Origin of the sequence: Pseudomonas sp. NFACC46-3, from assembly GCF_900114515.1 — a bacterium.
GTDB lineage: Bacteria > Pseudomonadota > Gammaproteobacteria > Pseudomonadales > Pseudomonadaceae > Aquipseudomonas > Aquipseudomonas fluorescens_Q.
In genome coordinates this window covers 1-24,877 of record NZ_FOTH01000020.1, presented here as the reverse complement: position 1 = coordinate 24,877, position 24,877 = coordinate 1, and the positions used below count along the sequence as shown (strand labels likewise).

25 protein-coding genes and 1 riboswitch are annotated in these 24,877 nt (G+C 60.8%); of the genes, 12 read left to right on the top strand and 13 right to left on the bottom strand.

Annotated features, from left to right (window positions below):
* Positions 1–194 precede the first annotated feature (194 nt).
* Together metF and ahcY are read right to left on the bottom strand one after the other, a co-directional pair.
* Positions 195–1,040 (bottom strand): methylenetetrahydrofolate reductase [NAD(P)H], encoded by an 846-nt coding sequence (gene metF / locus BM300_RS19350; RefSeq protein WP_092345252.1) that lies wholly within the window; start codon positions 1,038–1,040, stop codon positions 195–197.
* 167 nt (positions 1,041–1,207) lie between these two features.
* Complete coding sequence (gene ahcY, locus BM300_RS19345; protein WP_063323991.1) at positions 1,208–2,617, bottom strand: adenosylhomocysteinase; 1,410 nt, start codon at positions 2,615–2,617, stop codon at positions 1,208–1,210.
* A 23-nt stretch (positions 2,618–2,640) separates the two neighbouring features.
* A riboswitch (S-adenosyl-L-homocysteine riboswitch) is annotated at positions 2,641–2,748 on the bottom strand.
* A 191-nt stretch (positions 2,749–2,939) separates the two neighbouring features.
* Here ahcY and BM300_RS19340 point away from each other — a divergent pair.
* On the top strand, positions 2,940–3,341 hold the full coding sequence (locus tag BM300_RS19340) for an acyl-CoA thioesterase (protein WP_003206420.1): 402 nt from the start codon (positions 2,940–2,942) through the stop codon (positions 3,339–3,341).
* Between the two features lie 87 nt (positions 3,342–3,428).
* Entirely contained in the window at positions 3,429–4,310 is an 882-nt protein-coding gene (locus tag BM300_RS19335; protein ID WP_092345254.1) for a formate/nitrite transporter family protein, read from the top strand.
* A gap of 39 nt (positions 4,311–4,349) precedes the next feature.
* Here BM300_RS19335 and BM300_RS19330 read toward each other — a convergent pair whose 3' ends face one another.
* Together BM300_RS19330 and BM300_RS19325 are read right to left on the bottom strand one after the other, a co-directional pair.
* Positions 4,350–6,416, bottom strand: coding sequence for a patatin-like phospholipase family protein (locus tag BM300_RS19330; RefSeq protein ID WP_256575850.1), 2,067 nt, complete (start codon positions 6,414–6,416; stop codon positions 4,350–4,352).
* Between the two features lie 244 nt (positions 6,417–6,660).
* Positions 6,661–7,821, bottom strand: coding sequence for an MFS transporter (locus BM300_RS19325; RefSeq protein WP_092221426.1), 1,161 nt, complete (start codon positions 7,819–7,821; stop codon positions 6,661–6,663).
* A gap of 194 nt (positions 7,822–8,015) precedes the next feature.
* On the opposite strand from BM300_RS19325, the gene BM300_RS19320 reads away from it, so the two are divergent.
* Both BM300_RS19320 and BM300_RS19315 read left to right on the top strand, forming a co-directional pair.
* Positions 8,016–8,849 carry an EamA family transporter gene (locus BM300_RS19320; protein ID WP_063325210.1) on the top strand — a complete coding sequence of 278 codons (834 nt, stop codon included), beginning with the start codon at positions 8,016–8,018 and terminating at the stop codon, positions 8,847–8,849.
* A gap of 52 nt (positions 8,850–8,901) precedes the next feature.
* Positions 8,902–9,285 (top strand): MAPEG family protein, encoded by a 384-nt coding sequence (locus BM300_RS19315; RefSeq protein ID WP_063323995.1) that lies wholly within the window; start codon positions 8,902–8,904, stop codon positions 9,283–9,285.
* Between the two features lie 81 nt (positions 9,286–9,366).
* Here BM300_RS19315 and BM300_RS19310 read toward each other — a convergent pair whose 3' ends face one another.
* The gene (locus tag BM300_RS19310) at positions 9,367–10,554 is read right to left on the bottom strand and encodes a murein transglycosylase A (RefSeq protein WP_092345256.1); all 1,188 of its coding nucleotides are present in this window, start codon (positions 10,552–10,554) and stop codon (positions 9,367–9,369) included.
* A gap of 125 nt (positions 10,555–10,679) precedes the next feature.
* Between BM300_RS19310 and BM300_RS19305 the strand changes: the two genes are divergently transcribed.
* Positions 10,680–11,129, top strand: coding sequence for a c-type cytochrome (locus BM300_RS19305; RefSeq protein WP_063323997.1), 450 nt, complete (start codon positions 10,680–10,682; stop codon positions 11,127–11,129).
* Positions 11,130–11,191: 62 nt separating this feature from the next.
* On the opposite strand, the gene BM300_RS19300 is transcribed toward BM300_RS19305, so the two are convergent.
* On the bottom strand, positions 11,192–11,587 hold the full coding sequence (locus BM300_RS19300; RefSeq protein WP_063323998.1) for a DUF1090 domain-containing protein: 396 nt from the start codon (positions 11,585–11,587) through the stop codon (positions 11,192–11,194).
* Positions 11,588–11,677: 90 nt separating this feature from the next.
* Entirely contained in the window at positions 11,678–13,351 is a 1,674-nt protein-coding gene (gene ligB, locus BM300_RS19295) for an NAD-dependent DNA ligase LigB (protein WP_092345258.1), read from the bottom strand.
* Positions 13,352–13,557: 206 nt separating this feature from the next.
* On the opposite strand from ligB, the gene BM300_RS19290 reads away from it, so the two are divergent.
* Entirely contained in the window at positions 13,558–14,178 is a 621-nt protein-coding gene (locus BM300_RS19290) for a LysE family translocator (RefSeq protein ID WP_092221432.1), read from the top strand.
* A gap of 215 nt (positions 14,179–14,393) precedes the next feature.
* Here the strand turns inward: BM300_RS19290 and metK are convergent, their stop codons facing one another.
* From metK to BM300_RS30490, 3 genes are read right to left on the bottom strand one after another with little or no spacing between them, the layout of a single operon-like run.
* A complete protein-coding gene (metK, locus tag BM300_RS19285; RefSeq protein ID WP_003177547.1) occupies positions 14,394–15,584 on the bottom strand; it encodes a methionine adenosyltransferase in 1,191 nt (396 codons plus the stop codon).
* A 19-nt stretch (positions 15,585–15,603) separates the two neighbouring features.
* On the bottom strand, positions 15,604–16,599 hold the full coding sequence (locus BM300_RS19280; RefSeq protein ID WP_092150763.1) for an ArsR/SmtB family transcription factor: 996 nt from the start codon (positions 16,597–16,599) through the stop codon (positions 15,604–15,606).
* Between the two features lie 31 nt (positions 16,600–16,630).
* Positions 16,631–16,861 carry a hypothetical protein gene (locus BM300_RS30490; protein WP_139197653.1) on the bottom strand — a complete coding sequence of 77 codons (231 nt, stop codon included), beginning with the start codon at positions 16,859–16,861 and terminating at the stop codon, positions 16,631–16,633.
* Between the two features lie 30 nt (positions 16,862–16,891).
* Here BM300_RS30490 and tkt point away from each other — a divergent pair, with 30 nt between their 5' ends.
* The 6 genes from tkt to fba all read left to right on the top strand — a co-directional run bounded on the left by tkt (position 16,892) and on the right by fba (position 23,151).
* Positions 16,892–18,889: a transketolase gene (tkt, locus tag BM300_RS19275; protein ID WP_092463667.1), complete on the top strand. Its 1,998-nt coding sequence runs from the start codon at positions 16,892–16,894 to the stop codon at positions 18,887–18,889.
* A 147-nt stretch (positions 18,890–19,036) separates the two neighbouring features.
* The gene (epd, locus tag BM300_RS19270; RefSeq protein ID WP_092345260.1) at positions 19,037–20,092 is read left to right on the top strand and encodes an erythrose-4-phosphate dehydrogenase; all 1,056 of its coding nucleotides are present in this window, start codon (positions 19,037–19,039) and stop codon (positions 20,090–20,092) included.
* 24 nt (positions 20,093–20,116) lie between these two features.
* A complete protein-coding gene (locus tag BM300_RS19265; RefSeq protein WP_063324004.1) occupies positions 20,117–21,280 on the top strand; it encodes a phosphoglycerate kinase in 1,164 nt (387 codons plus the stop codon).
* A gap of 31 nt (positions 21,281–21,311) precedes the next feature.
* Positions 21,312–21,536, top strand: coding sequence for a YajG family lipoprotein (locus BM300_RS19260; RefSeq protein WP_092150766.1), 225 nt, complete (start codon positions 21,312–21,314; stop codon positions 21,534–21,536).
* 56 nt (positions 21,537–21,592) lie between these two features.
* Positions 21,593–21,925, top strand: a complete 333-nt coding sequence (locus tag BM300_RS19255; protein ID WP_063324006.1) for an MliC family protein — start codon at positions 21,593–21,595, stop codon at positions 21,923–21,925.
* Positions 21,926–22,086: 161 nt separating this feature from the next.
* Positions 22,087–23,151, top strand: coding sequence for a class II fructose-bisphosphate aldolase (fba, locus tag BM300_RS19250; protein WP_003177554.1), 1,065 nt, complete (start codon positions 22,087–22,089; stop codon positions 23,149–23,151).
* A gap of 96 nt (positions 23,152–23,247) precedes the next feature.
* Here fba and BM300_RS19245 read toward each other — a convergent pair whose 3' ends face one another.
* The 3 genes from BM300_RS19245 to BM300_RS19235 all read right to left on the bottom strand — a co-directional run bounded on the left by BM300_RS19245 (position 23,248) and on the right by BM300_RS19235 (position 24,309).
* Positions 23,248–23,562 (bottom strand): type II toxin-antitoxin system RelE/ParE family toxin, encoded by a 315-nt coding sequence (locus BM300_RS19245; RefSeq protein WP_092221436.1) that lies wholly within the window; start codon positions 23,560–23,562, stop codon positions 23,248–23,250.
* Positions 23,562–23,840 carry a ribbon-helix-helix domain-containing protein gene (locus BM300_RS19240; RefSeq protein WP_092150772.1) on the bottom strand — a complete coding sequence of 93 codons (279 nt, stop codon included), beginning with the start codon at positions 23,838–23,840 and terminating at the stop codon, positions 23,562–23,564. The genes BM300_RS19245 and BM300_RS19240 overlap by 1 nt, the downstream gene beginning before the upstream one ends.
* 184 nt (positions 23,841–24,024) lie before the next feature.
* Positions 24,025–24,309 (bottom strand): fructose-bisphosphate aldolase, encoded by a 285-nt coding sequence (locus tag BM300_RS19235; RefSeq protein WP_092150775.1) that lies wholly within the window; start codon positions 24,307–24,309, stop codon positions 24,025–24,027.
* Positions 24,310–24,877 lie beyond the last annotated feature (568 nt).

The following is a 24,877-nucleotide window of genomic DNA, read 5'->3' as shown; positions in this document are numbered from 1 at the left end:
CGAGAACTCCTCAAATAGCTAGAGCGCTCTGGCTCGCGCCTTAGTTGCCTTTTACTTGCAGTCGGTGCAGATCGAAGGCTTCGCGGTATTTGTCCCGAGGCAAACACATCCATTCGGGGCCGAAGACCCTCACGACAACTGGATAAAAAAGGCCCTGGTTTTCACCAGGGCCTTTTGTACCACGGTATTGGCTGTTAACGCGGCAGCTTGAGGTTGTTCCATACCGCCAGGCTGGCTTCGGCCTGGTTCAGGGTATAGAAGTGCAGCCCCGGGGCTCCACCTTGCAACAATCGCTCGCACATTTGCGTGATGACTTCCTCGCCGAAGCTTTGGATGCTCGACGTGTCGTCACCATAAGCTTCCAGTTGCTTGCGGATCCAGCGTGGGATTTCTGCACCGCAGGCGTCGGAGAAGCGCGCCAGCTTGCTGTAGTTGGTGATCGGCATGATCCCCGGTACCACAGGAATGTCGACGCCCAACTTGCGTATGCGCTCGACGAAGTAGAAATAACTGTCGGCGTTGAAGAAGTACTGGGTGATCGCGCTGTTGGCGCCAGCATTGGCCTTGCGGACGAAGTTGCGCAAATCGTCTTCGAAATTGCGCGCCTGGGGGTGCATTTCCGGGTATGCCGCGACTTCGATATGGAAGTGCTCGCCAGTTTCTTCGCGAATGAACTCAACCAGGTCATTGGCGTGGCGCAGCTCGCCGCTGGCCATGCCCATGCCTGACGGCAGGTCGCCGCGCAGGGCAACGATGCGCTTGATGCCAGCGGCCTTGTACTGGGTCAGCAGCCTTCGCAGGTCGTCCTTGCTGTCACCCACGCAAGACAGGTGAGGGGCGGCCGGGACTTTGACTTCGCTTTCAAGTTGCAACACGGTGTTCAGGGTGCGGTCACGGGTCGAGCCGCCGGCGCCATAGGTGCAGGAGAAGAAGTCGGGGTTGTAGCTGGCCAACTGACGGGCAGTGGCGATCAGTTTTTCATGCCCAGCATCGGTCTTCGTCGGGAAGAACTCGAAGCTGTAGCGACGGTCTTGGGACATGGTCATATCCTTGGAAACTCGTAGGCCGGTGAAGCGCTCAGGCTTGTGTGGGAGCGAGCTTGCTCGCGATTGCCATCGCCTCGCTCCGGCAGTTGGGCCGAGGTGTCTGCATCGCGAGCAAGCTCGCTCCCACAAAGAGCCGGCTCCCCCTGGGGGAGCCGCGCCGATCAGTAGCGGTAAGCGTGCGGCTTGAACGGGCCTTCGACGGTCACGCCGATGTAGTCGGCCTGCTGCTTGGTCAGCTTGGTGACCACGCCGCCGAAACCGCGGACCATTTCCAGGGCCACTTCTTCGTCGAGTTTCTTGGGCAGTACTTCCACGGTCAGGCGCTCGGCTTTCTGGGCCGGCGACAGGTCGGCGTATTTCTGGCCGAACAGGAAGATCTGGGCCAGGACCTGGTTGGCGAACGAGCCGTCCATGATGCGGCTTGGGTGGCCGGTGGCGTTGCCCAGGTTAACCAGGCGGCCTTCAGCCAGCAGGATCAGGTAGTCGTCGTTCTGTGGGTCGAAGCTGCCGGTACCGGTGCGGTGAACCTTGTGCACCTGTGGCTTCACTTCTTCCCATGCCCAGTTCTTGCGCATGAAAGCGGTGTCGATTTCATTGTCGAAGTGACCGATGTTGCAGACCACGGCGCGCTTCTTCAGGGCCTTGAGCATGTTGGCATCGCAGACGTTGACGTTGCCGGTGGTGGTCACGATCAGGTCGATCTTGCCCAGCAGGGCCTTGTCGATGCTGGCTTCGGTGCCGTCGTTGATCCCGTCGATGAACGGCGAAACCAGCTCGAAACCGTCCATGCAGGCTTGCATGGCGCAGATCGGGTCGACTTCCGACACCTTGACGATCATGCCTTCCTGACGCAGGGACTGGGCCGAACCCTTGCCCACGTCACCGTAGCCGATCACCAGCGCCTGCTTGCCCGACAACAGGTGATCGGTGCCGCGCTTGATGGCGTCGTTGAGGCTGTGACGGCAGCCGTACTTGTTGTCGTTCTTGCTCTTGGTCACCGAGTCGTTGACGTTGATGGCCGGGATCTTCAGTTCGCCCTTGGCCAGCATGTCCAACAGGCGGTGTACGCCGGTGGTGGTCTCTTCGGTCACGCCGTGGACGTTTTCCAGCACGGCCGGGTACTTCTTGTGCAGCAGCTCGGTCAGGTCGCCGCCGTCGTCGAGGATCATGTTGGTGTCCCACGGCTGGCCATCCTTGAGGATGGTCTGCTCCAGGCACCACTCGTACTCTTGCTCGGTCTCGCCTTTCCAGGCGAATACCGGGATACCGGCGGCAGCGATGGCGGCAGCGGCCTGGTCCTGGGTCGAGAAGATGTTGCAGGACGACCAACGCACTTCGGCACCCAGGGCAACCAGGGTTTCGATCAGCACGGCGGTCTGGATGGTCATATGGATGCAGCCGAGGATTTTTGCGCCCTTCAATGGCTGTTCGCCAGAATACTTGCGGCGCAGGCCCATCAGGGCTGGCATTTCGGATTCGGCGATGATGATTTCGCGACGGCCCCAGGCAGCCAGGGACATGTCGGCGACTTTGTAGTCGGTAAAATCGGCAGGCGTGATAACAGCGCTCATGAAGAGTCTCCATTCGTAATGTATGCGAATGGGCGCCGTTGTGCGTTTAGTGTCCGTGCGGGGAGCCCCCGTACAAACAACGCCCCATCCGAGCCTGACAGGTCGAGCCTGCTGCAGCGCCCCTCGGACAGGTGGCGGGAACGGTCCAACGGGTGGACCGGGTAAAGCGGTGGCGATTATAACGGGCTAATCGGATCTTCCAAAAGGGTTTCTGTCGGCAAATCGAAATTGCCGATGATCGTCATAGGGCCCGCGACGTAGAGCCGGGCAGCCTGGTCTGCCATGATGCAGGCATTCATCGGCCAGACACTCAGGAGTGATCATGAATTTCCACACCCGCAAATGGGTCAAGCCCGAAGACCTCAACCCCAACGGCACGCTGTTCGGCGGCAGCCTGTTGCGCTGGATCGACGAGGAGGCGGCGATCTACGCCATCGTCCAGCTGGGTAACCAGCGCGTGGTCACCAAGTACATCTCGGAAATCAATTTCGTCAGCGCTTCGCGCCAGGGCGACATCATCGAGCTGGGCATCACCGCCACCGAGTTTGGCCGTACTTCCATTACCCTGACCTGCGAGGTGCGCAACAAAATCACCCGCAAGAGCATCCTGACCGTGGAGAAGATGGTCTTCGTCAACCTCGGCGAAGACGGCTTGCCGGCGCCTCACGGGCGGACCGAGATCAAGTACGTCAAGGATCAGTTCAAGGATGCTGTCGTCGAGTGAGATCGATAGCGGTTTCAGGCCCAGGTGACTGAACAGCTCCGAACGCCGCGTGTCGTAGGTACATCACGCCACCGGTTCAGGAGCTGTATGGACACCCATGAAGAAGGCAAGACCCCTGACCTCTCGGCCCAGGAGCAGCACGAAGTCGACCGCAACCAACCGCCACGGGCCGCGGTGCTGCATGAAATCATCCGCACCCAGGGCAATCAGGAATTGGAGCGCAGTATCGCCGCGCTCTGGTGGTCAGCCCTGGCGGCTGGGTTGACCATGGGCCTGTCGCTGATGGCGATGGGCTTGCTCAACTCCCGGTTGCCGGACCACGAAGGCTTCAAGGTGATCGCCAGTTTCGGTTACTGCGCCGGCTTTCTCGCGGTGATCCTCGCCCGCCAGCAGCTGTTCACCGAAAACACCCTGACCGCCGTGCTGCCGATCATGAGCAAACCCACCCTGGGCAACTTCGGTCGGCTGTTGCGGCTCTGGGGCGTGGTGCTGGTGGGCAACCTGTGTGGCACCTTGCTGGTGGCCTACGTGATGCTACACCTGCCGATTTTCGACCCGCGCACCGACCAGGCCTTCCTGGAGATCGGCCGCAAGGTCATGGAGAACGACACTGGCCAGATGTTCGCCAAGGGCATCATTTCCGGCTGGATGATCGCCACCATGGTCTGGATGATCCCATCCATGGAAAGCGCCAAGATGTGGATCATCACTCTGATTACTTACCTGATGGCGCTGGGGGATTTCACCCACATCGTCGTCGGCTCGGCCGAGGTGTCGTATCTGGTCTTCGCCGGGCAGTTGTCGTGGGAGGACTTCTGGATGGTGTTCGCCGGGCCGACGTTGGCGGGGAATATCATCGGTGGCAGCTTTATTTTTGCGCTGATCAGCCATGCGCAGATTCGTAGTGAAGTAGGACCACCCAAAGGCAAGCCGTTAGATCCGGTAAAACAGCGCAACGACTCGGAATGAACGGGAGCCTGATCGCGGGCTCCCGGCGTGAATGGGCCGTCAGTGGATCAATCTTTCGCGCAGATCATTGATGGTGGTTGATTTAGGGTTGGACAATCCCGTAGAGCGCGACTTGTAGTTGTGGATGACCCGCAGGAGTACGTTGTTGAACGCGTATTTGTTTTGTACATCCTTTAGATCGTGAATGGCGCGGCTTAACAGTGTGATGTTCGAGCCAGGCTGGCCGCCGCGAAAGAGCGAGCGGTACAGCACGTGTTGCACGACGTTAGCGGCACGGGTGGCGATGTCCCGTCTATTCATTTCCTCGACGGCCTGGCGGATCACCTGGGGGGTATGAGCGGATGCACGGATTTCCCTGCGAGCCGCGGCCTGCAGGTGCTGGATGAGGTCCTGATCATTTCCGGGGTTCAGTTTCTCTACGGCTCGGCGAGCTGCGTCAGAAGCTTCGCGATCCCAACGAACAGCAGCCTGAAGCAAGTACATGAAATCCGGATCGTTGTCGTGAGTGATGCGTTTCGCCAGCCACTCCACCTTGTCGGGAGTATCCGCCACGACGTCGAGGTTCAGAATGGCGTTGCGTAGCTCCGGGGTCGGCTCAAGGCCGGAGGGCTTGATCGCGACTTTCAGTTCCGACAGTGCTGTCAGCGCAGCCTGCCTGAAGGCTTTCACCTCGGCATAGGTTTCGTTGCCTTCCAACTGCGCACCTAACTGGATGAACAGCTTGTCATTCAATGCCAGCAGGGCGGCGTCGTGCGAAGGGAAGTGATGGGTTTTTCGTGCGGCGCCACGCTTGTCCAAATGTTTCAAGGTCACCTTGCGCAACTCTTCCTGAAGATAGTCCTTGCTCTCCTCTGATATGTTGAAGGCGAGTGTTCCATCTACTATTCCGCGGCGATCGCCTTCCTCGGTGTTCAGTGGCACGGTGACGGTCTGCTCCTCGAAATCTTCCATTCGTTTGGCATCGTGGGCAGAGCTCGCCGCATGAGGGGCTCCAAGGAACCAGTCGGCAAAGGCCGATAGACCTGTGCCGTGCGTGCTTTCCTTGGCGGGTACCGACTCGAATACGAGAATCAACGACTCCTCATCCGGTATCGCGCTCATGCTGGTCACGGGGTCGCCGAGTCCGTGGATCGGTGTGTTGCGCAGGATACCGCCATCGGCAAATGCCGTGACCTCATCGATGCCTTCATCGCTGCCTTCCTCCTTCCTTTCTTGGAACGGCAGCCCTTGCTCGGTCGGTTTGCTGAATACGATCGGCAGCGCTGCGGAGATATGCGCAGCCTTGGCGATGTCCATGTCGGGGGTCAGCTCCGCACTGAAAACCACCAGTTGCGCGCCTTCCTTGAACATGGCGGTGCCGGTGATCTCCAGGGCCTTGATCTCCTTGACCTCCTTGCTCAGGATCTCCAGGTCGCGGAAGGTGACGTAATTGCGCGTCTGCACATCGGCAATAGCCTTTTGCGCTAACTCGGTAAGCCCTGTCCTGTTTTTACACAACGCCACGAACGCCGCACAGGATTCTTCCCTGATCAGCTTTTCCAGCTCCGTACCTTTGGTACCCAGGCGTGGCAATAGATTGCAAAGCAGTTGCACCATGGGGAGGGCTTTCATGTTCTCGCCCATCCGCGACCACTCTCTCTGCTCGGCTTTAACGTCAGCCTTATCACTGTCGAGCAATTGAATAAGGGAAATTTTGTCAGAGATCCGGTCGAAGCCCTTATGGTTCATTCCGCTGGCCAGCAGAGCGGCCGATAAGCCCCCTGCGGAGGATCCTGAAATCGTATGGATAGACTTCATGATACCCATGGCTTCGAGTGCCTCGATGGCGCCGGAGAAGGCGGCTCCCTTGACGCCACCCCCACTCATGGCCAATCGACCGATAGGGGGGCGACCAATAATGAGTACGACACCATCGTCATGTTCGACGATGGTTATCGACTGTTCAGTCGCGCCGCGTACCAGTACGCGTGGGTTTTTCAGGTCCGCAAGTACGTTGTCCTCGCAATCGAAGTCGCGACCGTCATATACATTGTCGACGACTTCTGGCGATGTCTGGATGGGCTTCTGACCGGTAGGGAAAGAAAGGACGATCGGGGATATGGGCATTCAGGTTCGTTCCTTGTACCTAGGGCGGAGGCGCGAACTGTAAACAAAACCTGAAGGCAGATTGCGTCATTACTCAATTGGAAAAACATCAGCCGTCCGCGAACGGCGCTCGCATGTTTTCGAAGCGAGCGCTCTGGAATGGGCTTTTTGGCGGGCAGGTAAAACAGCCCGCACGGATCTGGGTTGAGGCCCTACTGAACGTGTCGCCCATTCATCGAGGTGCTGGGGCAAATTTCCTACACGCTCAGACAGCGATTGCCGCCAAGCGTCGTTGTCGATGAATAAAGAACAAAGCCGTCAATACCGTGAGGCCGCCGACAGCGGCCCCCGTCCACGGCAAGTCCGCCAGGTCAGCCCCACTGGCCACCACCAACCCACCGATCCATGCCCCGGCCGCGTTGCCGAGGTTGAAGGCGCTCTGGTTCAAGGTCGATCCGAGGTTCGGCGCCTCAAAGGCCTGGTCGATGATCAGCAATTGCAGGATCGGGCACAGGGCGAAGGCGAAGATGCCCCACAACACCAGGGTGATCGCTGCCGGAATCACCGACTGGCTGGTCTGGCTGAACGCGGCGAGCACCAGCACCACGGCCAGGGCCATGCCTACCAGCGAGGGCAGCAGGCGGCGGTCGGCCAGGCGTCCGCCGAGGAAGCTGCCCGCCGTCAGGCCGACCCCGAACAACAGCAGCATGACGGTGATGCCATGGGGGCTGACGCCGGTAATGTCCTGCAGGATCGGCGCGATGTAGGTGAATACGCTGAACAGGCTGGTGGAGGCCAGCACGCTCATGCCCAGGGCCAGCAATACGTTGGCCTTGCCCAGGACCTTGAATTCGCTGGCCAGGTTGGCTTTGTCCATGGGGATGTCCTTGGGCAGCCAGACCCATTGGGCAATGGCGGCGATCACCCCGATCACCGACACCGCCCAGAAGGTCGAGCGCCAGCCGGCGTATTGGCCCAAGGCTGTGCCCAGCGGTACGCCCAGCACATTGGCCAGGGTCAGGCCGGTGAACATCATCGCAATCGCCTGGGCCCGTTTGTTCGGCGCCACCAACCCGGCCGCCACCACCGAACCGATGCCAAAGAAGGCGCCGTGACACAGCGCGGTGATGACCCGGGCGGCCATCAGCGTGGCGTAGTTCGGCGCCAGGGCGCAGAGCACGTTGCCGAGGATGAACATCAGGGTCATGCCCAGCAGCGTGGCCTTGCGTGGCATGTTGGCGGTGCCGATGGCCAGGATCGGCGCACCGAACACCACGCCCAGGGCGTAGCCAGTGATCAGCAGCCCGGCCTGGGGAATGCTCACGGCCAGGTCACGGGCGACATCGGGCAACAGGCCCATGATGACGAATTCAGTCGTGCCGATGCCGAAAGCGGCGACGGCCAAAGCAAGCAAGGCGAGTGGCATGCGCAGGGTCTCTGTCTGTAGTCTTGACGCTCTGATCAGGCATACGCATGCCGGCGTCCTGGTTCGAACGAACAGGACAGCAGCAGAATTATTGGAATAGGCTTATGCGCAACTGAGTGCGGCGTGGTCGCTAGCAGTATAAACGGCTGCCGATGGATGGCGAATCAATTCTCTGAATGGCTAAGGAGCGTGCCGTGCTTGCAACGGCCTTGGTGTTGGTAGCGGCGCTGTTGCATGCGGCATGGAATACGCTGATCAAGTTCAGCGGCGAGCGTTTGCTGGTGGTGGCTTGCATGGACAGCGTTGCGTTGCTGTTCGTCGCCTTGGCCCTGGGCTTCGTGGCACTGCCGCCGTTGGCGATATGGCCGTGGATCCTGGCTTCGGCGGCGTTCGAGCTGCTGTATCGCTATTTGCTGATCCAGGCGTATCGGGTCGGCGACCTGGGGTTGGTCTATCCGCTGATGCGCGGCCTGTCGCCGCTGGTGGTGCTGGCCCTGACTTTCATCTTTGCCGGTGAAGCGCTGACGACCCAGCAAATCTTCGGCATCCTGCTGATCCCGTTCGGCATGCTCTGCCTGTTATGGCAGGGCGGTGGCGGGGCGCGGTTGCCCTGGTCGATGCTGCCGGTGGTGGCGCTGATCGGCCTGTGCATCGGTTGCTACACCTTCATTGACGGCCATGCCTTGCGACGCTGGTCCCATCCGCTGGATTACCTGGTCTGGGTCACGCTGCTCAGCGCCTGGCCATTCCCGTTGCTGGCGTTGGTGGGCAAGCGGCCGGCGTTCATGCGGTTCTGGCGTGAGCAGTGGCGGCTGGGGTTGGCGGTCGGATTCTGCGTGTTATTCAGCTACGCTCTGGTGCTGTGGGCCATGCAGCTGGGGTCGATTGCCGAAGCGGCGGCCCTGCGGGAGATCAGCGTGATCCTGGTGGTGCTGTTCGGCATGCGTTACTTGAAAGAACCTTTTGGTTTGCCGCGGCTCTTAGCCTGCGGGCTGGTGTTGGTTGGCATGCTGGTGATGAAGTTCTGACCGGCGCCCGAACTCGCGATTTTCTATAAAACTCAAAGAAGGAACTGCGTCAATGACGGTTGCCCTGTGGTGTATTTTGATTGCCTTTCTCCTGCCTTACCTGTGCGTCGCCATTGCCAAGATTGGTGGAAGATACAGGCTGGCAGATAACCACGACCCTCGGGACTTTCTGGACACACTCGAAGGCGCTCCCCGGCGGGCATACGCGGCGCAACTGAACAGCTTTGAAATCAGCCCTTTTTTTGCCGCCGCCGTGATCGTCGCGCACCTGGCCGGCAATGCCGAGCTGGTGACCATCAATGTGCTGGCGGTGCTGTTCATCACCAGTCGCCTGCTCTACATCATTTGCTATCTGGCTGACTGGGCGATTCTGCGTTCGCTGGTGTGGTTCGTGGGGGTGGGGTTGGTGTTGAGTTTCTTCTTCGTTTCGGTCTGAACCTGGCGGCGGAATCCCGGGGTCGGTGCTGGCGCCATCGCGAGCAAGCTCGCGATGGGGTCGACACAGTCAGCCCATTCCCTAGGGATTGGCGGTAACCGCATTCGCCACCTGTGGCACTTGCGGCAACGCCATGCCCTTGGGCCAGAACATCCAGATCTGCCCCTGTTGCTTCATGTCCCCGGCCAGTTGTCCGGCCGCCTCGCCTGTGCCCCAGAACAAGTCCGCCCGCACTTCGCCGGCAATTGCACCGCCAGTGTCCTGGGCGGCGACGGGCCGGTTCAATGTGCTGCCGTCGGGTCGGGTGGTGGATAGCCAGAGCAGGCTGCCCAGCGGAATTACCTTGCGGTCCACCGCCACGCTGTAGCCGGCTGTCAGCGGTACATTCAGCGAGCCTCGCGGTCCTTCGTTGCTGTCGGGGTTACGGTTGAAGAACACGTAGCTGGGGTTGCTGCCCAGCAATTCGGGAATACGGTTCGGATGGGCCTTGGCCCAGGCACTGATGGCGCCCATGGTCACGTCTTCTTTCTTCAGCTCGCCCTGTTCAACCAGCCAGCGCCCGATGGGACGGTAAGGGTGGCCGTTCTGGTCGGCATAACCGATGCGCAGCTGGCGGCCATCGGCGAGTCGAATGCGTCCCGAACCCTGGATTTGCAGGAATTGCAGGTTCATGGGGTCGGTCAGCCAGGCGATGATCGGTGCCTTGACTCCGTTGGTTTCGATGGTGGCCGCGTCGTCGTATGGCTTGAGCACGCGGCCTTCGAGGCGGCCACGCAGGCGTTTGCCCTTGAGTTCAGGGTAAATGCTGTCCAGCGACACAATGATCATGTCCTCCGGCACACCGTAGACAGGGATATTCGCCGTGGCGGTCTGGGTGAGGCTGCCGGGGTAGACCGGCTCGTAGTAGCCGGTAATCAGGCCATTGGGGCTGTTGTCCCCCGAGCGCAGGCCATAGACGTCCAGTTTCTGTTTCAGGAAATTGCGTACATCCTGTGCGGTTTGCGGCACATTGGCCGCCGCCGCGCAGGTCGGCCCCCAGTTCGCATCGGCCTTGAGCCGGGTGCAAGCGCTGCGCCAGGAGCCGAACCCGGCCAGCAGGTCTTCATCGGACACCGCCGGCAAGGCCTCCCACGGTACGCTGACATAGGTGGCGAGGGCGTGGGTCTGAGGTTCTTCGACCTTTTCGCCGCGATTACAACCGGCCAACAGTGCGATCAGCGGTAGGGCCAGTGCCAGGCCTTTGTGCCAGGTCTTGATGCGGCTGTTCATGAAGATTTCCTTTGCAGTCATTCGAACGCTGCCAGGCGCTCGTACAACCCGTATTGTTGATAAGGCCATTGGTCTTTACCGATGACCCGAGGATACTAACCGCCGTTTCCTGCCCCGAGGCCAAGATGTTTGTAAAACGATTTTCCATGGCAGTGCTGGCTTGCCTGATGTTGTCCGCCTGTGGCGGCGTCGATCCCAATTCTCCCCTTGGCCAGCGCAAGGCGATCTTCAAGCAGATGCTCAAGACCAACGAAGAATTGGGCGGCATGTTGCGTGGCCGGGTCCCGTTCGATGGCCCACGATTTGCCGAAGGCGCGGCGCAACTGGATCAACTCTCCCATGAGCCGTGGAAACATTTCCCGCAAGTGCGCGAGCAAGACCACACCAGCGCCCGGGATGAAGTCTGGCAAAAGCAGGCGCGTTTCCAGGAAATGGCCCGCCACCTTGAAGCCGCCACCGGTGAATTGGTGACCGCCAGCAACGTTCAACCCTACAAGGCCAGTTACTTGGGGCCGGCGGTGCAAAAGGTCGAGGATGCGTGCAGCGCCTGCCATAAAGAGTTTCGCGATCATTGAATGAAAGCAGCTGCGAGCTTCAAGCTTCAAGCGGCAAGCTCAAAGCTCCACACTTGCAACTGCTACTGATCCAACTCATCCACCGCTTCCTGCAGTTCCTTGCGGGAGGCTGCCAGCTTGTCCTTGCGTTTGTTGATCCGCTCGGCGTCGCCTTTCTTCATGGCCTTTTCCAGGTCGGCCTGACGCCGACTGACCTCGTGCTTGGCATCGAGCACCTTGTTTTCACGCTCCTTGCGCAAGGACGCATCGGTGCAATGGCTGGTGACTTCGTCCAGCGCAGTTTCCAGGCCTGCCTGCTGGTCCTGGTTGCCACGGGACTTGGCCAGTTCGATCTGGTTGATGATGCCCTGGCGCTTGGCCGCGCAACCGGTGAGCTCCGGGGTTTGCTCGTCCGCCATCAAGGGGGCGGCCATGGCACTGCATAAGACCAGCAGGGCAACGGGGGACAGGAAATTCATAGCAACTCCGTAAAAAATCTCGAGCGGTCGGTACAGATGCGCTGTTGGAACGCATGCTTGCCCCTTGGGTTCAACCGCACAGGGCCCGGATTAAAAACCGTCGACCCCGGCAGTGCGTAATACGTCACTCAAGGCCTGTACCTGCGGGTCGCGAAAAAATGCGCTCAGTTGCGCGGCGCGTCCCGGTCCGATACCGGCCTCGGCTTGCCATTGTTCGGTGCTGCGCTCGACCAGCACCTGCCACGGCCCTTCCAGCCGGGCCTCACCAGCGGGCGGCAGGCCCAGGGCCTTGAGCCATTGCGCGAAAGGGCGTTGCCGGGCGCTGTGCAGGCTGGCGAGCAGGCGGGTGCTGCTGTGTTCGCCGAAGCCGGCAATATTAGCAAGCTCGGCGGCATCGAGGGTCATCCAATCCAGCAATCCGTCGAGTCGTCCGGCGGCCAGCAACTTTTCCCAGGTGCCCGGGCCGACGTGGGGCAGGGCAAGCCCTTGTTTGCCACTGAGCCAGCCCAGTCGTGCGAGGAACTGGCTTTCACAGCCGGCTGTCGGTTGCCAGCAACTCAAGAAGTGATAGTCGGTTTGCGCAGGGACGTTGAGGTCCTGCCGCTCGGCGCTGCGCAGCACGACGCTGTCGAGTCGTGGGATGGTCAGCCCGGCCAGGCTGATAGCGACCCGGTCGCCGGGACGAATGTCCATTTCCTTCCAGCGCTTGAGGGAACTGACGCTTACCCGGCGAATCCACCGGTCGTCGAGCCGGATACGTTCAAGCTCCAGTACGGGCGTGATGCGTCCGGTACGACCGACCTTGAAGTGCACCTTGCGCACTTCGGCCAGCGCCTGGGCATACGGGTATTTCCAGGCCACGCTCCAGAACGGCGCCCTGGCCTGCCAGCGGTCGGCGGGTGGGCGGCGGCTCTGGTGCAGGACGATCCCGTCGCTGGCGAATGGCAGCGGTGTGCGGTACCAATGGTCGCGCCAGTGCTCGGCATCGGCCAGAACCTGGATAGGCTGGTTGTAATGGAGCGTATCAGCGAAGCCCAGTTCATTCAGCGCGGCCATCCGTTCCGGCAGGGTGGCCGGCCCTTCAGGCCAGTCCCAGACAAACAGGCCAATGTCCGCCGCCTCCTGCGCCGTCATGTTCGTGCGCGCCATCAGGCCTGCCACGGTCCCCCGGGCGTTGAGGCTGCCGCTGCTGGCCTGGACGTGGGTGAGCAAGCGCCAATACAACTCGCCTTGGACGACCAGGTCCAGAGGCTGGCGCAGCCGTTGTGGGATGGCGCCGATCTTGCGCGCATTCGGGGTCCAGTCGTGCCCTTGCACGCCATCGCCGCGGCTGATTGCCTGATGCAGGCGACCCTTGCGATAGACCAGGGTTACCGCCACGCCATCGACTTTCGGTTGTGCCCAGACGTCCTTGCGACCCCGCAACCAAGCCCCCACGGCGTCGGCGTCCTTAAGCTTTTCCAGGCCGGTGTGGACCACGGGGTGCGGTATCTTCCCGCCCGCTGAGCGCAGCGGATCGTCGGGCGCTGCGAGGTTGAAGCAGTGGCGCCATTGGCCCAACTCTATGCGGGATTGATCATACAGTTCATCGGCCACCAGCGATTGGCCGAGGCGGTGATAGCTGTCGTCCCAGGTGTCGATTTGCTGCTGCCGCGCGGCGATCTCGGCCTGGGCGCGTTCAGTGGGCCAATCGGGGCAGGGCGCGGCGAGCGCAGGAATGGCAATGAAGACAAGACAGGCGAGTGCATACAAAAACGGTGGCATCGAAGCATCCTTGCTTGGTTGAGTACTGAAGGCTAGCCACCGTCCCGGAAGTTGCGAGGCCCGGAGCGTTACCGGATTTTGCGGGGCCTGGTGGCAAAATCGCGGCGGTACAGTGCGAGGCGATTTAGTCGCGCAACTGTGCCTTGTCCTCGTCAACGGCCGGCGCAGAATGGACTTTCGATTCGCCGCTGCCTGGAATGCTCCCGATGGAACTGTCGACGCTCGCTGTTTTCATCCCGGCCTGCTTTGCGCTGAACATGGCGCCGGGGCCGAACAACCTGCTGTCCATCAGCAACGCCTCGCGTTATGGCTTCGTCCGGGCGTGCAGTGGCGGCATTGGTCGATTGCTGGCATTTGCGATCATGATCGCCCTGGCAGCGGTGGGGCTTACCGCCGTGCTGCACACCTCGGAGTTGCTGTTCCTGGGGATCAAGCTCGTCGGTGCCGGTTACCTGTTCTATTTGGCGGTGCAATTGTGGCGGGCCCAGCCCGAGGCCGGCAGCGAAACCGTGGTTGCGTCGATGAGCCGGGCCGGCCTGGCGCGCCAGGAGTTCCTGGTGGCGATCGGCAATCCGAAGGCGATCCTGTTGTTTACCGCGTTCCTGCCGCAATTCGTCGACCGTGCGGGCACCGTCACCCAACAATTCGCCGTGCTGGGTGGTTTGTTCCTGGCACTGGAGTGCATCGCCATCGGCTTGTATTGCTACATGGGCATTTACGCGCGACGGCTATTCGCCCGGCCCAGTGGCAAGCGCCTGTTCAATCGGATGTGTGCGGGGCTGCTGGCCAGTGCGGCTTCGTTTTTGTTGGTGGCACGCAGGACCTAACTTCACTGAGGGTCCCCTGTGGCGAGGGAGCTTGCTCCCGCTGGGTTGCGAAGCAACCCCAACTAACCACCCAGGCAACCCAATACTCCTGAGGGTTGCAGGGGGGCGCTTCGCACCCCAGCGGGAGCAAGCTCCCTCGCCACAGGGTTATCTTTTGGCACAAAAAAAGCCCCTGGCGACCCAGTCGCCAGGGGCTTTTTCTTTACACGCCGGTATTACAGGCCGGCAGCGGCGCGCAGGGCGTCGGCGCGGTCGGTTTTTTCCCAGGTGAACGTGGTGAAGGTATCGTCACCCACGGTCTTGGTCTGCGGCGTACGACCGAAGTGGCCATAGGCGGCAGTGTCCTGGTACATCGGGTGCAGCAGGTCGAGCATGGTGGTGATGGCGTATGGACGCAGGTCGAACACTTCACGGACCAGGTTGATGATCTTGTCATCACCGATCTTGCCGGTGCCGAAGGTATTCAGCGAGATCGACGTAGGCTGGGCCACGCCAATGGCGTAGGACACCTGGATCTCGCAGCGCTCGGCCAGGCCGGCGGCGACGATGTTCTTGGCTACATAACGGCCGGCGTAGGCCGCCGAGCGGTCAACCTTCGATGGGTCCTTGCCGGAGAACGCGCCGCCGCCGTGACGGGCCATGCCGCCGTAGCTGTCGACGATGATCTTGCGACCGGTCAGGCCGCAGTCGCCCACCGGGCCGCCGATGATGAACTGGCCAGTCGGGTTGATGTGGAACTGGGTGTCCTTGGACAGCAACTCGGCAGGCAGCACGTGCTTGACGATCAGCTCCATCACGCCTTCGCGCAGGTCTTTGTAGGACACGTCAGGGTTGTGCTGGGTCGACAGGACCACGGCGTCGATACCGACCACTTTGCCGCCTTCGTAACGGCAGGTCACCTGGGACTTGGCGTCCGGGCGCAGCCAAGGCAGCAGGCCGGATTTGCGGGCCTCGGCCTGACGCTGGACCAACTGGTGTGAGAAAGTGATCGGGGCCGGCATCAGCACGTCGGTCTCGTTGCTGGCGTAGCCGAACATCAGGCCCTGGTCGCCGGCGCCCTGGTCTTCAGGCTTGGCCCGATCAACGCCTTGGTTGATGTCGGGAGACTGCTTGCCAATGATGTTCATCACGCCACAGGTCGCGCCGTCGAAGCCGACGTCGGAGCTGTTGTAGCCAATGCCGAGGATCACGTCGCGGACGATCTGTTCCAGGTCGACCCAGGCCGAAGTGGTGACTTCGCCGGCGATGATCGCCACGCCCGTTTTCACCAGAGTCTCGCACGCCACGCGGGCGAACTTGTCTTCAGCAATGATGGCGTCCAGCACCGCATCAGAAATCTGGTCGGCGATTTTGTCCGGATGCCCTTCAGACACGGACTCGGAGGTGAAAAGGGAGTATTCGCTCATCTCGATGTTTTCCTACAAGTTACCGTTGGTGAGTGTCGCCAGTCGGCCGCTGAAAGTGGCGAACCTGGATCTGGAAACCATTGCGTAAGCCTACATAGAGGCTTTCCCCGGGCACGAGGCCCGCAGCGGTGGCCCAGCGGGCCAGGTCGTCCTGTTCGAATCCGAGCCAGAGATCGCCACAGGCCTCCCTGGCCCAGCTCTGGTTGTGACTGCATAACTCCGTCACCAGCAGGCTGCCGCCCGGTTGCAGCAGGCCGGCCATGTGCCTGAGTGCATCGGCCGGCGCGGCGAAATGATGCAGCACCATGTTCAATACCACGCAATCGGCCTGCAAGCTCATGCCATCCAATGCATCGGCCAGTTGCAGGCTGACATTAGCCAGGGCCTCGCGTTCACACACCTGGCGCGCCAGTTCAAGCATGGCCGGGCTGTTGTCCAGCGCCGTCACCTGGCTGAAACGCTGCGCCAGTTCCGGCAGGAAAGCACCATCACCGGGGCCGACTTCGATCGCCGTGGCCGTGGCTTCGAAGCTTAGTTTGTCGAGCAGTGCCACGACGCTTTCGCGGTATTGCGGCAGACCGGCGATCAGGTCTTGCTGGGCGCGAAATTTCTCGGCGACCCGGGCGAAAAAGTCCTGGCTGGCGGCGGCCCGTTGCCCGTGTACCTGGGCGATGCGAGCCTGCACGTCCGTCGGCAGGTTCAGCGTGTCCACTTCGTCCAGCAGCGCGGCGTGCAGCTTGCCGCCCAGCAGGTCGGTGTGGGGCAGGGCGCGGCGATAGAAAATGGCGTTGCCTTCCCGGCGGGTCGCCACCAGGTCCGCCTGGGCCAAGACCTTGAGGTGGTGGCTCATGCCGGACTGGCCGATGCCGAAGATCTGCGCCAGTTCCAGCACGCCGAACGAGTCGTTGGCCAGGGCGCGCAATACATTGAGCCGCAACGGATCGCCGCCGGCCTTGCAAAGGGCCGCCAGCTCATCGCAGTCGTCATGGCGAATGGAAGGCGCAGGTAAGTTCATAGTGCGGCAGTCTGTTTCATAGTGGGGCAGTCTAGTGAGGGGTTTGGATCACCGCAAGTTCAATATCAAAAAGTTTTGATATTGCTGGATAAATGGCACTTCCCAGCCTGTGCTTGACTCTACAAGCCATCAGCGGAAAGGTTTCACCTGGTGAATGCGACTTTATCTGCCGGAAAAACGCCCAAGGATGACTATCTGTCATTGCCCCGGGGCGGGTGGGTGAGGGAAAATGCTCGCCTTTTTTCAGTTCCATTTTATTCATTCTCGATTCAATACCCGCAGGAGAACAGCGATGCCCAGCCGTCGTGAGCGTGCCAATGCCATTCGTGCCCTCAGCATGGATGCCGTGCAGAAAGCCAACAGCGGCCATCCCGGTGCCCCCATGGGTATGGCGGATATCGCCGAGGTGCTTTGGCGCGACTACCTCAAGCACAGCCCGAGCAACCCAGCCTTCGCCGACCGTGACCGTTTCGTACTGTCCAACGGTCACGGCTCGATGTTGATCTACTCGCTGCTGCACTTGACCGGCTACGACCTGTCGATCAATGACCTGAAAAACTTCCGTCAACTGCACAGCCGCACCCCGGGCCACCCGGAATACGGCTACACCCCAGGCGTGGAAACCACCACCGGTCCATTGGGCCAGGGCTTGGCCAACGCCGTGGGTTTTGCATTGGCAGAAAAAGTCCTGGCGGCGCAATTCAACCGTCCCGGCCATAACGTCGTCGATCACCACACCTACGTATTCCTGGGTGATGGCTGCATGATGGAAGGCATTTCCCACGAAGTCGCCTCCCTGGCCGGCACCCTGGGCCTGGACAAGCTGATTGCTTTCTACGACGACAACGGCATCTCCATCGACGGCGAAGTCGAAGGCTGGTTCACCGACGACACCCCCAAGCGCTTCGAAGCCTACAACTGGCTGGTGATCCGCAACGTCGACGGCCACGACCCGGAAGAGATCAAGACCGCCATCGAGACGGCCCGCAAAAGCGCCCAGCCGACCCTGATCTGCTGCAAGACCACCATCGGTTTCGGCTCGCCGAACAAGCAAGGCAAGGAAGACTGCCACGGCGCGCCATTGGGTGCCGAGGAAATCGCCCTGACCCGTGCCGCGTTGAAGTGGAACCATGGCCCGTTCGAAATCCCGGCCGACATTTACGCCGAATGGGATGCCAAGGAAAAAGGTCGCGCGGTCGAAGCCGAATGGGATCAGCGTTTCGCCGCGTATTCCGCCGAATTCCCTGAACTGGCCAATGAACTGGTGCGTCGCCTCAGCGGCGAGCTGCCGGCCGACTTCGCCGAAAAAGCCTCGGCGTACATCGCTGAAGTCGCCGCCAAGGGCGAAACCATCGCCAGCCGCAAGGCCAGCCAGAACACCCTGAACGCCTTCGGCCCGTTGCTGCCGGAACTGCTGGGCGGTTCGGCCGACCTGGCCGGTTCCAACCTGACCCTGTGGAAAGGCTGCAAAGGCGTCAGCGCTGAAGATGCCAGCGGCAACTACATGTACTACGGCGTTCGCGAGTTCGGCATGAGCGCGATCATGAACGGCGTGGCGCTGCACGGCGGCCTGGTGCCTTACGGCGCGACCTTCCTGATGTTCATGGAATACGCCCGCAACGCCGTGCGCATGTCGGCGCTGATGAAAAAACGCGTCCTGTATGTGTTCACTCACGACTCCATCGGCCTGGGTGAAGACGGCCCGACTCACCAGCCGATCGAGCAACTGGCGAGCCTGCGTTGCACGCCGAACCTGGATACCTGGCGCCCATGCGATGCCGTGGAATCGGCGGTGGCCTGGAAATACGCGATCGAGCGTAACGACGGCCCGTCGGCGCTGATCTTCTCCCGCCAGAACCTGCAGCACCAGAACCGTGATGCCGACCAGATCGGCGACATCGCTCGTGGCGGCTATGTGCTCAAGGACTGCATCGGCGAGCCTGAGCTGATCCTGATCGCCACCGGTTCCGAAGTCGGCCTGGCCGTCCAGGCCTACGACAAGCTGACCGGGCAGGGCCGCAACGTGCGCGTGGTGTCCATGCCTTGCACCAGTGTGTTCGATGCCCAGGATGCCGGCTACAAGCAAGCGGTGTTGCCGCTGCAGGTCAGTGCACGGATCGCCATCGAGGCTGCCCATGCCGATTACTGGTACAAATACGTGGGCCTGGAAGGTCGCGTGATTGGCATGACCACTTACGGCGAATCGGCGCCTGCGCCAGCGCTGTTCGAGGAATTCGGTTTTACCCTGGAAAACATCCTGGGTCAGGCTGAAGAGTTGCTGGAAGACTGATCCGCAAACAGGTTGTCTGTTCTGCCGCCATCGCGAGCAAGCTCGCTCCCACAAGGATTTTCACCGATCCTGTGGGAGCGAGCTTGCTCGCGATAGCGGTGGCTCAGACGAACTGCCTCAATGGATTCAACTAGGTCAGAGAACCCCATGCCCCAACCGCGTCCCTACAAAGTTGCACTCAACGGCTACGGCCGGATTGGTCGTTGCGTCTTGCGTGCGTTGTTCGAGCGAGGGGCCAAGGCCGGGTTCGAGATTGTGGCCATCAACGATCTGGCCGACATGGCCAGCATCGAATACCTGACACGCTTTGACTCCACCCACGGCCGGTTTCCCGGCGAAGTGCGGGTCGAGGGCGATTGTCTGCATATTAACGGCGACTGCGTGAAGGTCTTGCGCAGTGCCACCCCCGAAGGCATCGATTGGGCGTCCCTGGATGTCGATCTGGTGCTCGAATGCTCCGGTGCCTACCACACCCGCGAAGACGGCCAGCGTTTTCTCGCTGCCGGCGCGCCACGGGTGTTGTTCTCCCAGCCGATGGCCAGCGAAACGGACGTGGACGCGACCATTGTCTACGGCGTGAACCAGGATTGCCTGACCGGCGACGAACTGCTGGTGTCCAACGCGTCCTGCACCACCAACTGCGGCGTGCCGCTGTTGCGCCTGCTGGACCAGGCCATTGGCCTGGAATACGTGTCGATCACCACCATTCACTCGGCGATGAACGACCAGCCGGTGATCGACGCCTACCACCATGAGGACTTGCGCCGCACCCGTTCGGCATTCCAATCGGTGATTCCGGTGTCCACTGGTCTGGCGCGCGGCATTGAACGGCTGCTGCCGGAACTTGCGGGGCGAATTCAGGCCAAAGCCGTGCGGGTGCCGACGGTCAACGTGTCCTGCCTCGACATTACGATGCAGACCGTGAGCGATACCGACGCCACCGAGGTCAACCGGATCCTGCGCGAAGCCGCCACCAGCGGTCCGCTCAAAGGCCTTCTGGCCTACACCGAGTTGCCTCATGCCAGTTGTGATTTTAACCATGACCCGCATTCGGCCATCGTCGATGCCAGCCAGACCCGTGTTTCCGGGCCTCGGCTTGTGAACATCCTGGCCTGGTTCGACAACGAATGGGGGTTTGCCAACCGAATGCTGGATGTTGCCGAGCATTACCTGCAAACCGCTTCAAAAAAACCTGCTCTCTAAACAGTTACCCAGGAATTGCGACCCATGACCGTGTTGAAGATGTCCGACCTCGATCTGCAAGGTAAGCGCGTACTGATCCGCGAAGACCTCAACGTCCCCGTCAAGGACGGTGTTGTCACCAGCGACGCGCGTATCCTGGCTTCGCTGCCGACCATCAAGCTGGCCCTGGAAAAAGGCGCGGCCGTGATGGTCTGCTCCCACCTGGGCCGTCCGACCGAAGGTGAGTTCTCGGCGGAAAACAGCCTCAAGCCTGTGGCCGATTACCTGAGCCGTGCCCTGGGCCGCGATGTGCCATTGGTTGCTGACTACCTGGGCGGCGTGGACGTGAAGGCCGGCGATGTCGTGCTGTTCGAAAACGTGCGCTTCAACAAGGGCGAGAAAAAGAACGCCGACGAACTGGCCCAGCAGTACGCCGCCCTTTGCGACGTGTTCGTGATGGACGCCTTTGGCACCGCCCACCGCGCCGAGGGTTCGACCCACGGCGTGGCGAAGTTCGCCAAAGTCGCCGCAGCAGGTCCGTTGCTGGCTGCTGAACTGGACGCACTGGGCAAGGCCCTGGGCTCCCCGGCCCAGCCGATGGCCGCCATCGTTGCCGGCTCCAAGGTCTCCACCAAGCTGGACGTGCTCAACAGCCTGAGCCAGGTCTGCAACCAGTTGATCGTCGGTGGCGGCATCGCCAACACCTTCCTCGCCGCTGCGGGTCACCCGGTCGGCAAATCCCTGTACGAACCGGACCTGCTGGACACCGCTCGGGAAATCGCCGCCAAGGTCAGCGTACCGTTGCCTGTGGACGTGGTCGTGGCCAAGGAATTCGCAGAAAGCGCCACCGCCACCGTCAAGCTGATCGATGACGTAGCCGAGGACGACATGATCCTCGACATCGGCCCGCAAACCGCAGCCAACTTCGCCGAACTGCTGAAGTCTTCCAAAACCATCCTGTGGAACGGCCCGGTCGGCGTGTTCGAGTTCGACCAGTTCGGCAATGGCACCAAGGTGCTGGCCCAGGCTATCGCCGACAGCGCTGCGTTCTCCATCGCAGGTGGCGGCGACACCCTGGCGGCCATCGACAAATATGGCGTGGCCGAGCAGATCTCCTACATTTCTACGGGCGGCGGCGCATTCCTCGAGTTCGTCGAAGGCAAAGTGTTGCCAGCCGTGGAAGTCCTGGAAAGCCGGGCCAAGGCCTGAAGCTGCGTTGACCAGGCAAAGGAGTGTTCTGATGGTCAAGACGATCCCGTTGCTGTTGGCGGCGACGATGCTGGTGGCCTGCTCAAGCGGCCCGCAGGCTACGGCCCCGCAACCCGGCACGCCGGCGCCTGAAGATGGCTGTTACCAGGCCGACTGGCAGGCCGAGACCAACCCGGTGCTGAACAAGCGTTCCGGGCCGGACGGCCTGGACAAATACGAGACGCAAACCCCGACCAAGGAACATGGCTGTCCTTGACGGGTCTGACTCTTAACTCATGGCTGGCGGCGTGTGCCGTCAGTCGAGGAACACGGATGAAAGGCTTGATCGCCGTCGTGGCGTTGGTATTGCTGGGCGGTTGTGCGCAGTTGGACTTTTTACACTCGTCCGAACCTGTTGAAGGTTGGACGACCTGGACCTGTGACAGCGAGGCCAAAGTGCTCTGGCGCTACACCGATACCGCCCACAAGGAAGTCGATGTACGCCTGGGCGGCGCCGATAAGGTTTATCGCCTCAAGCTTGAACCGGGTGCTGAAGGTTCACTGTACAGCGATGACATGCTGGCGTTTCACGTCAAGGGTGAGGAAGGCCTGGTGTATTGGGTCGCCACCAATGACTTGATTGGGCGGGGTTGCAAGGCCAATTGATCCACGGAGACCCAATGTGGGAGCGGGCCTCTTAGTTTTGAGATTTTGTTTCACCGAACACGCAGGCCGGGGCCGACCCCCGATCCGCAATGACTTGAATAGCCGCCGCCGCTCCGGCAGGCTGGCACGATTAACGACCCTCGACCGGGAGAGACACACTAATGGCACTTATCAGCATGCGTCAGATGCTGGACCACGCAGCCGAGTTCGGCTACGGCGTTCCAGCCTTTAACGTCAACAACCTTGAGCAGATGCGCGCCATCATGGAAGCCGCTGACAAGACTGACTCTCCGGTGATCGTCCAGGCTTCGGCCGGCGCCCGTAAATATGCCGGTGCGCCATTCCTGCGTCACCTGATCCTGGCGGCGATCGAAGAGTTCCCGCACATCCCGGTGTGCATGCACCAGGACCACGGCACCAGCCCTGACGTCTGCCAGCGCTCCATCCAGCTGGGCTTCAGCTCGGTGATGATGGACGGCTCCCTGGGCGAAGACGGCAAGACCCCGACCGATTACGAATACAACGTGCGCGTCACCCAGCAAACCGTGGCCATGGCCCACGCTTGCGGCGTTTCCGTGGAAGGCGAACTGGGTTGCCTGGGCTCGCTGGAAACCGGCATGGCCGGTGAAGAAGACGGCATCGGTGCCGAAGGCGTGCTGGACCACAGCCAGATGCTGACCGACCCGGAAGAGGCTGCGGACTTCGTCAAGAAGACCCAGGTCGACGCCTTGGCCATCGCCATCGGCACCAGCCACGGCGCCTACAAGTTCACCAAGCCACCTACCGGCGACGTACTGGCCATCGACCGCATCAAGGAAATCCACAAGCGCATCCCCAACACTCACCTGGTGATGCACGGTTCGTCCTCGGTACCGCAGGAGTGGCTGGCGATCATCAACCAGTACGGCGGCGACATCAAAGAAACCTACGGCGTGCCGGTTGAAGAAATCGTCGAAGGCATCAAGTACGGCGTGCGCAAGGTCAACATCGACACCGACCTGCGCCTGGCCTCTACCGGTGCCATGCGTCGTTTGATGGCGACCAACCCGAGCGAGTTTGATCCACGTAAGTTCTTCGGCGCTACTGTGACGGCCATGCGTGATGTGTGCATTGCGCGTTATGAGGCGTTTGGGACGGCGGGGAATGCTTCGAAGATCAAGCCGATTTCGTTGGAAGCGATGTATCAGCGGTATTTGAAGGGTGAGTTGAACGCTAAGGTCAACTGAGTTTCAGGTGTCAGAAAAAACCCGCAGTGATGCGGGTTTTTTTGTTTTGTATTTGTGTGTAAATCCCCTTTGACCCTACACAGAATCTACTGCACGTTAATCGTCCAGTTCACATTGCAAAGCGACTTCAAAGTCCTGCCCCCCATAAAAAACGCCCAAGATGGAAACCTGCTCGGCATCAACGACAAAGGCAATCACGGTCCGCTTGCGGTAGTTTGTGATACGCAGCCCAGGGCGTATGTCGTCCCTCTGGTTGCCTCGGTGCGGGAACGTCCGTAGTTCTTCGCAATAGGTCACGATGGCGTTGGTATACCGCTGCGCGGTTTCTGGCGAAGACGCCGTGGCAATGTAGCTATATAGCGCAGCTAACTGCTCAAGGGCTTCCGGGACAAAATCAATGCTATACGCCATTACGATTTGATAGTGGCATTCTGGTGCTCCGCCGCCAATCGGGAGCGCACTTCATCGACGCTCAGCGCGCGTGAGGGGTCAGCTTTCAATGCATCATAAGCGGGGGCTACTTGGCCTACGAGCCAGTTTTCCAAAGCGCGATCACGGGCCAGCAGCGCCCGGAGGCCATCACGAATGACTTCGCTTTCAGTGGCGTATTCACCGGCAGCAACCTTGGCTTTCACCACGTCGGCCATCTGCTTAGGCAGAGTTATGCTGAACTGTTGAGTGCTACGCATGATGGGCTTCCTGAATAAGATAGGATTTAATCCTACTCTGCTCTGGAGAATATGCACATGACTTCCTGAGTCAGCGATGACTGTAGGCGGACGATAGGCGAGCCCGCTCGCGTTAATAGTGCGTCAGCCAACAGCTCTTCCTGCTGCGCCAACAGTATCGCGAGCAGACTCCTCCCGCAGGTTTTTACTGTCCTTCGAGCCCGCGCTGTTCAATCACCCCAAAAACATCCGCCACATCCTGGACCATGATCCGGGCGATGTTGGTGATGGTGTTGATGTCGGTCTCGGCCGAATCGCGCAGTGTGGTGCAGGCCATGAGCGTCAGGTAGTCGAGGGTGGCGTGCAGGCGTTCGCTGGCGCAGGCGTGGAGTTCGGTCAGTGGGGCGGTTTTATCGATGAACAGGACGGGGTGGGTGGTGGCTGTTGGGGTAAGCGGGGTGAAGTTGCTGGATGATTGATTTGTCGACATAAGGTTGAAGTCCTCGAAGAAAAAGAAATGCCATGTATTCCTCGATAGGGCTGCGAAACCCTCCGCTAACCAAAGCCAGCAGGTGAACCGAACTATAGAAGGGGATTTTTGAGGCAACAACCGACCTGTAGGACGCCCACAACCTCTGTGACGAGGGAGCTTGCTCTCGCTCGGTGGCGCAGCCGCCGTAAATCCTGGGTATGGGGCTGGTCTGACGAAAAGAGGGGGCTGCTTTGCAGCCCAGCGGGGATAAATCCCCTCGTCACAAAAGGGGAGATTCCTACGAGATTTTCAGAAGGCCAGGGGAGCGATCAAAATCTCCGGCCATCCCACCAATCCTGGTCGGCTGTCAGGCCGCCATCGCGAGCAAGCTCGCTCCCACAATTGGAGCGGAGTACGACAAGGAGACAGGCCGGCTATAAGGCCGCCTCGGGCATGCTTTTGATCTGGGGCGCCCCGTTAAACCACGCTGGCCGAACGCAGGCATTGCGCAGTGGGCATCCCGGCATGGATGCCGGGATAGCCGCGCTGGGCCATGGATGGCCCTTCGCGGCGGCCCACGGAGCAA